The following is a 15,289-nucleotide window of genomic DNA, read 5'->3' on the forward strand; positions in this document are numbered from 1 at the left end:
TTTATAAGCCAATGTTTAAACCGAAAGTAATGGTTCTTGCTTGTGGAGGAGTGTAAAAATCGTGGCCCAGTTGAATGTTATCAGACTGGAGGTTGCCGCCACTAGGGGTATTTACTTCAGGATCGTAGCCTTTATAACCTGTTATGGTAAATAAATTAAGGGCTGAAGCAAATATTTTTACATTTTGCAATTTATATTTATTGGCAAACGCTTTAGGTACATTATAGCTGAAAACCACACTTTTTATCCTAAGGTAAGAACCATCCTGTATCCATCTGGATGACGGGCTTGTTCCGTTTCCTTCACCAAATCTTGGCTGTGGGATAGTCGTAATGGTGTTTGTTGGTGTCCAATAGTTTAACTGATCAATAGTCTGGTTATCAAAGTAGTCGCCATTAGCAGATTGGAAAACGCCTGCCATGTTATAAATATCATTACCAGAAACAAACTGCGCCTGAACATCCAGGTCAAAGTTTTTGAAAGAGAAATGATTACCAAAGCCACCAAAGAATTTAGGATTGGGATCGCCCAGCTTTTGGTTTTGCGCAAGGGCATAATCATTGGTCGTTGCTGTTCTTGATGCATCAACAAAATAAAGGGCATCACCATTGGCCGGATCTACACCTGCATAAGCTTTGCCGTAAAAGTACCCTAATGGTTCTCCAACAGCCACACGGCCTAGAAATCTTCCACCAGGATAAATCGGTTGGTCATCCACCAAGCGTAAAACTTTGTTCCTGTTAAGTGAGATGTTGAAAGAGGTAGACCATTTAAATTCGCCGACAAAATTTCTGGTATTTAAGGAAAATTCAAATCCCTTGTTTTGCATATCGCCAATGTTCTGTGTAATAGACGAAAAACCATTTGTAGCAGCAATTGGTGCATTTAATAATAAATCGGTTGTTTTCTTTTTATAGTATTCAACAGTACCAGAAATGCGGTCGGAGAATAGACCAAAATCTAAACCAATGTTGTAATTTGTGGTATTTTCCCAGCTTAAATTCGGATCGCCTAACTGGCTCGGACGTGTACCACCTACACCTGCATAATTAACGCCACGGTATAGATTCCTTGAGGCAAAATCGCCAATTTCTGCATTACCCGTTAAACCATAACTGCCTCTAAGTTTTAACAGGCTTACCCAGCTGCTCGATTTTAGAAACTCTTCCTGGTTGACAATCCAGCCTGCAGAAACTGCCGGGAAAGTTCCATACCTGTTATTCACACCAAACCTTGATGAACCATCCGTTCTTATTGATGCACTTAACAGGTACTTATCTTCATACTTATAATTTACCCTGGCCAAATATGAAACAAAAGTGTGTCTGGTTTCTGAAGATTCACCTGCAGAAATTACTGCTGCACTTGCAATCTTAGTAAAACTGTCTGATGGTAGTGTAGTTCCCGTTACAGATGAGTATCTGAATTTCGTATCTTGAAAGGCAAAACCAGCCAATACGTTCAGGTTATGTTTTTCATTAAATGTTTTGGTATAATTAAGGGTATTATTGGTATTAAAGTTTATGGATTTGGCCATGTAATCAGAAGAATAACCTCCTGTACTACCTCCATCCTGTGTTTTTGATCCTAAAAACTGCTCTTCTTCCAAATTGTTAAAATCAAAGCCGTACTCACTTCTAAAAACTAAATCGGGTGTGATTTTTAGGCTTGCATAAGCATTGGCAAAAGTTCTGTACGTAGTTGATAGATTTTTACCATTTTCATAATCGATTAAGCTGTTATAATAAACAGTAGAACCATTCAATTCACCTGATGCATCACGTACAGGCTGAATTGGTGGCAAGGCATTTAATTGTAATGGATTAGAGAAGGCATTATCAGTAGGAATACGGTAATTATCTACTTTAGAGATGTTAACTGACCCTCCAACATCTAAAATTTTCGAAACAGTATGGTCTAAACTTAAGCGGCCACCAGTACGTACATAGCGGTTGCTCACTATAATTCCATCGTTATTGTTGTAGTTTCCGGAAAGCATAAACCTGGTTTTTGCATCACCACCATTAATATTTAAGTTGTACTGTTGTGTATGTCCTTTTCTAAAAGCTTCGTTTACCCAACTGGTATTGTTGTTGCTCGTCCAGTCATCTGTGCCCGTATAATCTTTCCACATTTCGGCGGCATTGGCATAGTCTCCGTCATCATAGTTGTTATATTTAAAAGATGCGTCTAATAATTGACGGTATTGATCGGCATTTAAAAATTCGCCCTTTTTGGTTGGATCGCTGAAGCCGGCATAATATCCAAAATCAATATTGGTTCTTCCTTGTTTGCCTTTTTTGGTTGTAATCAGCACAACCCCATTCGATCCCCTGGCGCCATATATGGCTGCAGATGCTGCGTCTTTTAAAACTTCCATCGATTCTATATCATCAGGGCTAATGGCCGCAAGCGGGTTATCCGCTTCAGTATAGGTTCCCAATGCTTCACTCACAATTGGCACGCCATCAATAACAAATAAAGGCTGGTTACTTGCCGAAATAGAAGAAATACCCCTTACCCGGATTTGAAGCGCCTGGCCCAGTTTACCACTACCAGAGTTGATAAATACACCAGGTGCTTTGCCTTGTAAAGCACTTTCGATAGTTGTCAGGGGTTTGTCTTTCAAATCGGCTGCTGTAACTCTTGCTATTGATCCCGTCACATCCCGTTTATTCTGTGTGCCATATCCCACCACAACTACGTCTGATAGCGTATTGTTTTCCTCATCGAGGTTTACATTAACGGTCTGCCCGGTAATGGGCACCTCTTTGGTTTTGTAACCGATAAAGCTAAAAACAAGTGTTTTAGCATTGTCTGCTACAGTTAATTTAAAGGATCCCGAGGCATCACTTTGCGTGCCGTTAGCGGGTGAGCCTTTTGCAAATACGCTAACGCCTGGAATTGGTCCGGAGGCTGACGTAACTTTCCCGGTAATTACTTTGCCTTGTGCGAAAGCAAACGAAATTGCACCGAGAGACAAAATCATACTTAAGAGTAGTTTTTTCATCAAATTATTAGTTTAGTTAGTAATGTTTGATAGTTGACAGAAATGATACCCTTAATATAATTAAAAAAACATATAAAACCTGAGGGAATAAGGTAAAATAACTCAGTTACTGAAGTAAAGAGGTGAAAAACTAAACAAAAAGTGCATAAGATTGTTATTTAATTTATAAAACACATTATTCACAACAAAAAAATACGAGCATGGATAAGTTAGAATTAAAAGGAAAGTGGAATGAAATAAAAGGAAAGGTTAAACAAGCTTATGCTGATTTAACAGACGATGATTTAAAGCACGAGGAAGGTCAGGATGATGAATTGCTGGGGAAATTGCAACAAAAAACTGGCAAAGGAAGAGATGAACTCGTGAAATGGATTAACTCATTATAGTCACAATTCTATAAGACAAACAGGCGGTCAATTTGGTCGCCTGTTTTGCTTTAAAAATATTTTTTATGCCCGATATCGCAAGAAGATTTCCCGAAAACCCAATTTTATGTCCAAAAGATCTAAGTGCCAGTAGGGCAGGACTGGAAATCGTTTGTCTTTTAAATCCGGGGGTTTTTACATTCGGTGGTAAAACATGGCTGCTTATACGGGTTGCCGAAAGACCTGAGCAAACCAGAGGTATTATTTCTTTCCCTGTATTGAAAGATAATGGAATTGAAATTATAGCCATAGCAGAAAATCATCCCGATTTGGATACTGGCGATCCGAGGGTGATCAATTATAAAGGTGCTGATTATTTGACCACTTTGTCTCATTTAAGATTGGTTTGCAGTGATGATGGTATAAAATTTTATCAGCCAGCTGGTTATCCTTTATTACAGGGTGAGGGAGAAGATGAAACATTTGGCATTGAAGATTGCCGTGTATCCTTAATCGATAAAACTTACTATTTAACCTTTACTTCAGTATCTGCCCATGGGGTTGGGGTTGGATTAAGAACAACAAAAGATTGGAAGATCTTTGAGAAACACGGAATGATTATCCCACCCCATAATAAAGACTGCGCCATATTTGAAGAATGCATTAACGGTAAATTTTATGCTTTGCACCGTCCTAGTAGTGTGGCGCTGGGTGGTAATTATATCTGGCTGGCCGAATCTCCCGATGGAATCCATTGGGGCAAACACAAGTGTATTGTTAAAACGAGACCTAACTACTGGGATAGTGCCCGTGTGGGCGCCGGTGCAGCACCCATAAAAACCGCAGCAGGCTGGCTCGAAATCTATCACGGTGCAAACGGAAAACATCAATATTGTTTAGGCGCCTTTCTCATGGATTTAAATGATCCATCGAAAGTACTGGCCAGAACCGAAGAACCAATTATGGTACCGAAAGAAGATTACGAACTGCATGGTTTTTTTGGCGAGGTGGTGTTTACAAACGGCCACATCGCTAACGGTGATGAATTAATTATTTACTATGGAGCGGCAGATGAATTTGTTTGCGGGGCTAAATTTTCGGTGAAGGAGATTTTAAGTACATTGATGTATTTTTAACTGTTGACCGTTAAATGTGAAAACACAATTTGCTTTTTTCTGCGCTACACAACTAATGAACTAATCAATCGATGATAAATAGCGTTAACGAGCGTGAAATATATCTCAAGTGATAACAGAAAACGTCTTTTTGTGCTTCTGAAGTGATAAAATGACTAAGGTTGGGAGATGCTTTTTATGCGCTCTATAGCTCTAAATAATAACAGAAATTTCGTTTTTAAACCGGATTGAAGGGGAGATCCTTTTTTGCTGCGGGGGCGTTTAGGTATGGGCAAAAAAGATCGGATCGGAAAGCCGGAAGAAATGCCAATAAAAGCTACGGACTCTGCTCTACCAATCTTTATTAAGGAGTAATACTCATCGCTCAACGTATGACGAAACATCTGCTGGTATTTGGCATTCAATTTATTTAAACGATTATCTGCCTAGAAACTAACTATTTACCTAAATAAAAAAAGCGATTCCCGGAAAAGGGAATCGCTTGTGATTTTAGTTTTATGGCAAAGGGTTTACCTTAAACCCTCCGCCTTCAAACCCTTAACCTTGTTAGTATCCAAAAATCTGCTCCAGGCTTAATTTAGTTACCGGGCCAAATTTTGCTAAATCAGTCATGTTGATTTTTTTCTCTGAAGCAACAATACAATAGCTGTATGGCTTGCCCGAAAGATTGTTCTGATGGAACGATTTTATATCAGCAAAAGTAAGTGGTTTCAGGTTTGCGTATTCATCAATTCTTGAATCGTGATCAAAACCTAATTTTTTATCGGCAAGGTAATTGTAAATGATACCGTCTTTAGTAATGCGGCTGGTTTCTAAACCATTTAATGAGTTGGACTTAGAAAGTGCGAATGATTTGTCGGACTCAGGTAAGGTGGTTAATAACTCATTCATACCGGCAACTGCCTCGTTCATTTTGTCGGCCTGTGTACCTACATAAGCAACAATTGTATTCTCTTTCTCTTTAGTATTTGGAGAAGAATATACGGCAAAGGTAGAATAAGCCAAGGCTTTAGATTCGCGGATGGTTTGGAATACAACCGAGCCCATGCCACCGCCAAAATAATTGTTAAATAAAGCAATTTTTGCAGCATTAGCCGGATCGTACAATCCACCATTGCGTACCCAACGGATTTCGGCCTGTACCATATCATAATCGGCAAAGTATACTTTGTTCGAATCGGTTTTGGTATATACAAATTTCTTAACCGGCGCAGCATCAGTAAATTCTTTCGCCAGTGGATGTGCCTTTACAATATCAGCAGAAAATGCAGCCAATGTTTTAGGTCCGTAATAAGTAATGGTGTGTTTGTAATTGGTAAGGTTATGTAAAATGTAGATCAAATCTGCCGATTTCATGTTTTTGATCTCGTCATTGGTTAATCCGTAATTAAAAGGATTATCTGCACCATACTGTGCATAACTCATTAAACCACTCAGAATTGACGATTTATTTAATTTTGCATTATCTCTTGATTTTAACAACCGGCCTTTTAAATCTTCTAAAGCTTTTTCGTTTGGTTTGCAATGTGCTAAAACATCTTCAAGTAAAGCCACCGCCTTATCAAAATTCTCTTGTAAACCGGTGATGGAAACGGTAGTTACATCAGTACCTACATTGATGCTATAGCTACAGGCAATATTATAAAATGCTTTATTAATATCTTCTGCAGAATATTTATCAGTACTTAGGAAAGATAGGTATTGCGTAGCATAAGGCAGCAATTTGTAGTTATAAGAACCCATATCAAAACGGTAACCCATACGGAAAATGCCATTTTCGGTATTTTGTATCGCAATTACATCGGCAATACCTGCTTTACCAAAATTAAGGTCTTTGGTATAATCTAAAAACTTTGGTGCGATAGGTTTTACAGGAGCATCAATAATGTTTTTGGTAAATGGCGAAACTTCATTAGCATTGGTTTTTACCGCTGTAATGATAGGTTTTTCTACTTTAGCAATGCCTTTGTCTTCGCCCTTATGTTTTAAGATAGCAGCATAGTTATTAATGAAAAACTTGTTGGCAAAATCTACAATTTCCTTTTTGGTTACTTTAGCCATTGCATCGGTTGATGCCAGGGTTTTATCCCATTCTGTGCCGCGGTTTTGGATAAAGGCATTCATGGCAAAATCTGCGCGAACGTCGTTATTGTCAAAACTTTGCAGTTCTGCCAATTTAATGTTGGCCACGGTTGCTTTAATCAGGCTTTCGTCGAACTCGCCTTTTTTAAGCAATTCTACCTGCTCTAATAATAATTTTTGGGCCTCTTCTAAACTTTGTCCGGCTTTCGGAGAACCAGATAAAATGAAGATTCCGTAATCTTTCATCGAGTTATAACCCGCACCTGCACGCAACATTTTTTGTTGTTGGTTAATGTTGATGTCCATTAAACCTGCTTTGCCATTAGATAAAATGCTCCCGATTAAATCTAAAAGTAAACTTTGGTGGGTATTTTGGGCAAAGCCCCTGTAAGCAATATATAAATTTTCGGCACTTGGACCGTAAATATCAACCGTTTGAACCTGGGTTAATGGCTTTTCTGGCGCAGGATTGTAAAGTGCAAATAGTTTAGGAACCATATAAGCAAAATCTTTGTCGATTTTTTTAATTAAATCATCATAATTAATATCACCACTCATAATTAAGGCCATATTGTTAGGCACATAATATTTGTTGTAATATTTTCTGATTTCGACTAATGATGGATTTTTTAAATGTTCAATTGTACCAATGGTGGTCTGCTGTCCGTAGTTATGTGTTGGAAACAATGCATACAGCATTTTCTCATACATTTTACGACCATCGTTATCCATGCCGATGTTTTTTTCTTCGTAAACAGCTTCTAATTCTGTATGGAAGATGCGGAAAACAGGAGCGCGGAAACGCTCAGCCTGCACAGCCAGGAATTTATCAATAGCATTTGATGGAAGGTCTTCTTCGTAAACGGTTTCTTCTACCGCGGTATGCGCGTTGGTAGAGTTACTTCCGATTGATTTCATCATTTTATCGTATTCGTTTGCGATAGAATAATTAGAAGCTTCGCCCGATGTTTTGTCTATTTCTTTATAAATCTCCTTACGTTTAGCCGGATCGGTAGTTTTGATGTACGTTTCGTAAAGTGCTTCGATCTTGTCTAAAAGTGGTTTCTCTTTAGCATAATTTAGTGTTCCGAATTTATCTGTTCCTTTAAATAAAAGGTGTTCTAAATAATGCGCCAAACCGGTATTGGTACGCGGATCGGTATTACTGCCCGCTCTTACTGCCATTTTGTAAGTAATATTGGGCTCTTTGTTGTTTTGAGATAAAATTACAGTCAAACCGTTTTTTAACGTATAAAAACGTGTTTTGGTTGGATCGTTGGTCACGTACTTGTAGGTATAGCCACCAGAAGTTCCTGTTTTCCATTGGTAGGTTGTTTGCGCCTTCGCTAAAGAACCTGTAATTAGAAAACAAGCCAAAGTAAATAGTTTAAATTTCATTGAATTGTTTGGTTTATGATCATGAATGTGTACCGGTTGATTTAAGTGTGATCTCCAGTACAGTATTCATTTTTAATAAGTTATTTGTTCAAATATAGATGCTTTCTGGCAGTGAACGAAATAATTTTGATTTCTAAACTAAAAATCCAGGAATAAATGGTTTTAGTATATAAGCCATGGTTTATTGTGCCTTGAATTTATAATCTGTATTTTTACAGGCATGACAAAGCAGGGCACAAAACCAAATATTTTAGTGGTAAATGATGATGGGATTACCGCTACAGGTATAAAGAATTTACTGGAGGTAATGCAGGAGCTGGGCAACGTGGTGGTAGTGGCACCAGATAGCCCTCAAAGTGGAATGGGCCATGCCATTACCATTGGCAAACCGATCCGTTTTGATAAGGTTGATCTTTATGCAGGCGTAGAAATGTATAAATGCAGCGGTACGCCGGTTGATTGCGTTAAAATAGCGGTAAATAAGATTTTTAAAGGTAAAAAACCTGATTTATGTGTATCAGGAATTAACCATGGACTAAATAATTCGATTAATGTGCTGTACTCGGGCACCATGTCTGCTGCAGTAGAAGGTGCGATAGAAAGAATTCCATCTATTGGTTTCTCTCTCGATGATTTTGCTGCCGATGCCGATTTCAGTTGTACTAAAAAATACATTAAAAATATCTGTGAGCAGGTTTTAGCGAATGGTTTACCCGAAGGCACGCTTTTAAATGTGAATTTCCCGAAAGGTGACAAGCTAAAAGGGGTTAAGATTTGCCGCCAGGCCAATGCCAAGTGGATGGAAGAATTTGATGAGCGGACAGATCCTTACAAACGCCCATATTATTGGCTTACGGGTGTTTTTGAAAATTTCGATAAAGGAGAAGACACAGACGTTTGGGCATTGGAGCACAACTATGTTTCTATTGTTCCTGTTCAGTTTGATTTAACGGCGCATCATGCTATACAAGCCCTTAACAGCTGGGATTTCATAGGTAATAGCGATTCAAAAGCTGCGGGTACCAAAGTTTCAGCGCCCGATGGCATTAATTTAGGTTAAGCGCTTGCCATTATGATTGATCAGTTAAAAAGATTAAATAATTCGGTGTGGATAGGTTTGGGCATTGGTTTGCTTGTACCATCAATATTTTGTTCAATTGCCTGGTACATTATTCACCATGTGGCTTCCCTTGCTAAAGCTGATCTGTTATATATTGGTGGCATTGCCATAAATGCTTATACCATGCAATACTTTTTTAAATACAACAAAGAGAATATTGGCAGAGGTATTTTAGCGGCAACGTTTTTGTGTGCTTTTATATTCTTTGTATATAAAGTTTTTTAGAGATGGAAAATGGAATATGTAATGCGGATGATGAGGATTTTACTTTACATCTTCCATTGTCCATCTTACATCATACATAACAAATTATGAAATACTACCTCGTAGCCGGAGAAGCCTCAGGCGATTTACATGGCGCCAACTTAATGAAAGCGTTAAAAGCCGAAGATGGCGAAGCGGTGTTCAGGTATTTCGGGGGGATAAAATGCAGGCCGAAGGTGGCGAGTTGGTTAAACACTATGCTGATATGGCATTTATGGGTTTTACCGAGGTGATTTTAAACTTACGCACCATTTTCAGAAACCTCAAAGCCTGTAAGGAAGATATTCTAAAATGGAAGCCTGATGTTTTGATTTTGATCGATTTTCCTGGCTTTAATTTAAAAATTGCTGAATTTGCAAAGGCCAATGGCATAAAAGTGTGTTATTACATCTCACCCAAAGTTTGGGCCTGGAACCAGAAACGGGTGCTGAAAATTAAAAAGGTTGTGGACGATATGTTCTGCATCCTGCCATTCGAAGTAAATTTTTATAAAGAATGGGGTATGCAGGTAGATTATGTGGGCAATCCTTTATTAGACGAGATTGCACAATTTACACCAGACCTAAATTTTCACAGAAGTCATCAATTAGGAGATAAAAAAATTATTGCCTTGTTACCAGGTAGCCGCAAGCAGGAAATAGAACGTTTACTCCCGGTGATGTTAAGCATTACCGAAAATCATCCCGATTATATTTTTGCCATTGCTGCTGCACCAACCTTTACCGAAAGTTATTATCGCCAGTTTACGGGAGACAAAAAAGTTCATCTTCTTTTTAACAATACCTATAATTTATTGTACCATGCCCATGCTGCAATTGTAGCTTCAGGAACAGCTACATTAGAAACTGCTTTGTTTAAAGTACCACAGGTAGTGATTTATAAAGGAGGCACAATTTCAGTTGCCATCGCACGGATGTTGGTGAAAATTAAGTTCATCTCGTTAGTTAACCTGATCGTGAACAAAAAGATTGTAACCGAACTTATCCAGGAAGATTGTAACCCCCAAAAGGTAAACGAAGAACTCAAAATTATCTTAACAGGCGAGGGCAGGAACGAGATGTTAAAACATTACGACGAACTGCTCTTACTTATGGGCAAACCAGGCGCTTCGGCAAAAACAGCCAGATTGATTGTAGGAAAGCTAAAAGGATAAAATTTTAGTCGAGTAAGTATCAACAACAATATACCCGGTGTTGGGTATTGATGGTATTTTAAACGTGAGTTATTTTTAAATAAAAAATTAACCTCATGATTAAAGCCTTAACGACTGCCCTCTTAATTGCCGTTTTTTTTATTTCCAATAAATCAATTGCGCAGAACCCGTCTGGATACGATACCATAAAGGTAAATTCTGTCCCTTATGCAGAACTTCCTAAGCAAATTAAATATTTTGTAGATAGAAACCGAAATAATTTTAGTTTCAATGAAGATATTTCCTCTTCTGTTTTTTTATCAAAAGCTTCGTTTGCTGCGAATAAGCGATGGATGACCAAAAGTGATTTTTCCGACCGGAAAAGCTTGATTTTAGATGCTAAGATCAGCCCTTACATTAATATTTCGCCTTTTAACTGGACAATAAACTTAAATAAAGAGAAAGAAAGTTATCTTATGTTTGCTCTTTATTTCAATCCTGAATTTGAAGTGCGGATTTTTAATAACGACAAATCGGTTGGAGATAGTTCGCTACCGGTGCGTACAGCTTCATCACGGCCCGGAGGTGAATTATTTATCACTCATAGCGCGCTCTATAAAAAAGATAGGAGTCATAACTTTGGTTTCTCTGTTAAGGGTTATCATCATTCTAACGGCCAGGATGGGGAAGAGTTTAACAGTACCGATAAGGCTTGGGGTAAAAAGGGATATTTTAATACCTACAACGGTAATTTCAGTGATGATTTTGTAGTCGAATTTAATGGGATTATTTTTCTGAAAAATGCCAGTAACACCCTCAATCAGTATTTAAAATTTGGTTATGGCCAATCATCAGGATTGGCACCAGGAATGAAAAAGTATAATATTTATGGTACCAATAGGCTTAATTTATTTTATACCTATAAATGGTCTCCTAATTTTAGGCGTAATATTGTCGATCATAAAGATAAAAAGGTCTATCGTCTTACTGAAAAATATTATCCTGTAGAAAAATTAAGGATAGAGTTTTTTGCAAGTTTCATCACAAACTCGATGAATGTTGGACCCATTTATAATTTATCTAAAGCAACTTTCCGGGATCGGATAAATTTTCATTCTACTCTGCACTACAGGATACGTGGCTTTAGTGCTGCAGGATTGTTTGTAGAGGGTGGTTATTATGGACAAGACACATACAATGCCTATTTTCAGCGGTCAGCCTGGTTTGCAAAAGCTGGTCTTAGTTTTGGATTATTTACCTATCCAAAACATACTGATGACCTTAAATAATCAGGCTTTTTCATTTTGTTATTTTTAACCCTGTTTTTTATTATTTATAAATTCCTGCACTTGTTTTATTAGTAAATTTTTGTTTTACTTATAATGTAACATTTTAAGGTGTTTTCATTTTTTTTAAAACAAAACTGTGTTTAAGGCGTTACTAAATCGTTTTGCGGAAAACCTAATCGTAACTAATTAATCTCATAGCTCTTATTAATTTGGTGAAATTTGGCCGCATTGTGTAACTAATTATAAACTAAACTAGTGAGTGCCAATGAGAAACATTTTACTCAGGACGACAGGATTCCTATGCCTTGTCCTACTTTCAAGCCCCCAGTTGTTTGCGAAAATTAAGAGCGAAAACAAGAATTTTAACCGCTACTATTTTCAGCAGGATACAACTAAAAAACAAGACACAACAAAAAAAGTCCCGGTGGCCAAACCTGCTGATTCGGTAAAAGTACCGCCAAACCCGCTGGGTGGCTCGCGCCCTGTTACTTCCCCGGCACCAGCCCCAACAACAACAGCACCTGCCACACCAGCAAGCACCGCCCCAGCAACATCAGCAGGTCAAAAAACAATTACCGGTATCGTTGTAGACGAGCAGAAAATCGGTTTACCTGGCGTTGGAATTAAGATCCAGGGCAAAACAGGTGGTACCGTAACACAAGAGAATGGTAAATTTAGCATTAATGTTACTGCTCCAACCGATGTGCTCGTATTTAGCTATATCGGTTACCAGACCAAATCTGTACCCGCAGGCAATGGAGCAACGCCGTTAACCATCAGTTTGGTGCCATCGCAATCACAAAAATTAGATGAAGTAGTGGTGGTTGGTTACGGAACATTAAAAACCAAAGAGGTTACTTCATCTGTTGCACACGTAGATACGGCTCAATTCAGGCAAAGTGGGGCCCGGAATCCACTCGATCTTATTCAAGGTAAAGTTGCAGGATTGAATATTACCAGGGGGAGTTCAAATCCTAACGCTGGCCCAAGTGTACAACTAAGGGGTGTTGTTTCTGTAACCGGAAGTGCAAGTCCGCTTTTCGTTATCGATGGTATTCCCGGTGGTAATCCCGATCTTTTGCAGCAAGATGATATCTTATCTGTTGATGTTTTAAAAGATGGATCAGGAGCAGCAATTTACGGTACTAGTGCCAATGCCGGTGTAATTTTAATCACCACCAAAAAAGGTAAACCCGGTGCACCTACTTTTAACTACTCCGCGTATGCAAGGAAAGAATTTATACAAAACCGCCTTGATTTTTTAACAGCGGATGAGTTTAGACAAAAAATTGCTTCTAAAGAAATTAATGCAATTGATTATGGTGGCAGCGAAGACCTGTACGATCGATTGGTTAACCACGATAACCTGTCACAAAACCATAACCTTTCATTATCCGGGGGATCTGACAAAACAAGTTACCGTGCAAGTATAAACTACAGGGATTTACAAGGTATTGCTTTAGAAAATGGCCGTAAAGAATATACTTTAAGGCTAAATGTAAATCAAAGAGGATTGAATGATAAATTGAATGTTCAGATGAATCTGGCAACCAATTTTAACAATGCCAACCTGCTTGCGAACGGAACAAAAATTGATTTTTTTGACAATGAACTCACAGGAAGCGGTTGGGAAGAAGAAGCAACTAAAAATCCAACCAAGCTGATTTATAACCCAGATGGCTCTTATTATTACGATAACCAGAGTACTAATCAATTTGCACGTTTATTTCAGGAAACAAGTTACCGTAAACAACAAACCAGTTCGGCAGATATTAAAGCTGATTTAGATATTGTTAAAGGTTTAAAAGGAACTGTTTTTGGTTCAGTACAAAGAGACAGTTATATAGATGGTGGCTATGCAAATATTGCCAGCGAAAATTCTGTAGAGAATAGTGATTATCCTAATGGAGGTTATGCTTTCAAAAATAACTTCCTATCTCAGAGTTTTGCCTTCGAGCCAACTTTACAATATACCAAAACCATTGCAGATAAACATTCATTTACTGCATTGGCAGGTTACAGTTACCGCTATTATATCGAAGAAGGTGCAAAAGCGAGTAACCGTGGTTTCTTAAACGATCAGTTTCATGAAGATAATTTAAATGCCGGTCAGGCACTGGCCGATGGTAAAGCAGCGATGGGAAGTTTTAAAAACGACAATACCCTGATCGCTTTCTTTGGCCGTATTAATTATGCATTTGATGGAAAATACCTTGCCCAGTTCATTTTAAGAAGAGAAGGATCATCAAGGTTCGGAGACAACAACAAGTGGGGAAACTTTCCAGCCGTATCACTAGGGTGGAATGTAACCCAGGAGAAGTTTATGGAAAATGTAAAATGGGTTAACAATTTGAAATTAAGAGCGGGTTATGGCGTAACAGGTAACTCAGGTTTTCAAAACAATGCCTCAAGGGTTACTTTAAGTACCGGCGGAAAATATTTATATCCTGATGGTGCATACCGCGAAACGTATGGCCCCAGCCGAAACGCAAATCCGTTTCTTAAATGGGAAAGCAAACGTGAGTTAAATATTGGAGCTGACTTTACCTTGTTCAATAACAAGTTAACAGGTGCTTTAGATGTATTTAAACGTACAACTAAAGATTTATTAGATACTTATACCACACCTCAGCCACCTTACGTGCAATCGAGCATTTTTGCCAACGTAGGGCAGATTTCATCAAAAGGTATAGAACTTGCCTTATCATACCAGGCCATTAAAACCAAAGACTTTACTTTTAGTATGGACTTCACAGGAAGTACGATCAAAAATACCCTGGATTCTTACTCTAATGATATTTATACCGTTAAATATAAAACCTTTGGCAGCATAGGCGGAGCCGGTGATCTTGGTGATGCCATTACCACTTACGAAGGGGAAGATGTTGGTGTTTTCTATGGTAAACGTTTTGCCGGTTTTGATGCAGATGGAAAATGGTTGTTTTACAACAGAAATGGACAGGCCGTACGTAACGATCAGATCAATTATTCAAAAGATAAAAACTTAACAGATCTTGCTCCAATCGGAAATGCGATTCCAAAATATTATGCCTCATACACCGCAAACTTTACCTACAAGAATTTTGATTTCAGGGTATTCTTACGCGGTAAATTCGATTATCAGATCTTAAATACTACTGCACTTTCTTATGGTAACCCATCTATTTCAGGGATTAATTATTTAAAAGAAGCATTCGGAAAGTATAGCCAGATTAACGATACCTATATGTATTCTGATTACTATCTGGAAAATGGAACCAATGTTAAAATTGATGAGGTAACCATCGGTTATAATTTCAAACTTAAAACCAAGATGGTTCGTAACATCCGTGTGTATGCAACCGGGCAGAATTTGGCTACAATAACCGGATATTCAGGTAACGACCCTGACTTTATTCAGGATACAGGCTTAGGTCCTGGGATTGATAACCGTGGTGCTTACCCAAGTACTAGATCATTCTTATTTGGTGTTAATGTGGGCTTTTAATTATAT

8 protein-coding genes and 1 pseudogene are annotated in these 15,289 nt (G+C 38.2%); 7 read left to right on the top strand and 2 right to left on the bottom strand.

What is annotated here, in order from left to right; all coding sequences use genetic code 11:
• Nucleotide 1: 1 nt before the first annotated feature.
• Nucleotides 2-3,010: a SusC/RagA family TonB-linked outer membrane protein gene (locus ACQ86H_RS05310; protein ID WP_431294066.1), complete on the bottom strand. Its 3,009-nt coding sequence runs from the start codon at nucleotides 3,008-3,010 to the stop codon at nucleotides 2-4.
• A 200-nt stretch (nucleotides 3,011-3,210) separates the two neighbouring features.
• Between ACQ86H_RS05310 and ACQ86H_RS05315 the strand changes: the two genes are divergently transcribed.
• Nucleotides 3,211-3,396, top strand: a complete 186-nt coding sequence (locus ACQ86H_RS05315) for a CsbD family protein (RefSeq protein WP_029276197.1) — start codon at nucleotides 3,211-3,213, stop codon at nucleotides 3,394-3,396.
• Nucleotides 3,397-3,461: 65 nt separating this feature from the next.
• The gene (locus ACQ86H_RS05320; protein WP_431294067.1) at nucleotides 3,462-4,511 is read left to right on the top strand and encodes a glycoside hydrolase family 130 protein; all 1,050 of its coding nucleotides are present in this window, start codon (nucleotides 3,462-3,464) and stop codon (nucleotides 4,509-4,511) included.
• Between the two features lie 546 nt (nucleotides 4,512-5,057).
• Here ACQ86H_RS05320 and ACQ86H_RS05325 read toward each other — a convergent pair.
• A complete protein-coding gene (locus ACQ86H_RS05325) occupies nucleotides 5,058-7,991 on the bottom strand; it encodes a M16 family metallopeptidase (protein ID WP_431294068.1) in 2,934 nt (977 codons plus the stop codon).
• Between the two features lie 220 nt (nucleotides 7,992-8,211).
• Between ACQ86H_RS05325 and surE the strand changes: the two genes are divergently transcribed.
• From surE to ACQ86H_RS05350, 5 genes and pseudogenes are all read left to right on the top strand, one after another.
• A complete protein-coding gene (surE, locus tag ACQ86H_RS05330; protein WP_431294069.1) occupies nucleotides 8,212-9,051 on the top strand; it encodes a 5'/3'-nucleotidase SurE in 840 nt (279 codons plus the stop codon).
• A 12-nt stretch (nucleotides 9,052-9,063) separates the two neighbouring features.
• On the top strand, nucleotides 9,064-9,336 hold the full coding sequence (locus tag ACQ86H_RS05335; RefSeq protein WP_431294070.1) for a stationary phase survival protein SurE: 273 nt from the start codon (nucleotides 9,064-9,066) through the stop codon (nucleotides 9,334-9,336).
• A gap of 86 nt (nucleotides 9,337-9,422) precedes the next feature.
• Nucleotides 9,423-10,528 (top strand): annotated as a pseudogene (gene lpxB, locus ACQ86H_RS05340) (lipid-A-disaccharide synthase).
• 95 nt (nucleotides 10,529-10,623) lie between these two features.
• A complete protein-coding gene (locus ACQ86H_RS05345) occupies nucleotides 10,624-11,796 on the top strand; it encodes a hypothetical protein (RefSeq protein ID WP_431294071.1) in 1,173 nt (390 codons plus the stop codon).
• Between the two features lie 424 nt (nucleotides 11,797-12,220).
• The gene (locus tag ACQ86H_RS05350) at nucleotides 12,221-15,283 is read left to right on the top strand and encodes a SusC/RagA family TonB-linked outer membrane protein (RefSeq protein WP_431294072.1); all 3,063 of its coding nucleotides are present in this window, start codon (nucleotides 12,221-12,223) and stop codon (nucleotides 15,281-15,283) included.
• Nucleotides 15,284-15,289: the final 6 nt, after the last annotated feature.

The sequence above is a fragment of the Pedobacter sp. P26 genome (assembly GCF_050632135.1).
Classification (GTDB): Bacteria; Bacteroidota; Bacteroidia; order Sphingobacteriales; family Sphingobacteriaceae; genus Pedobacter.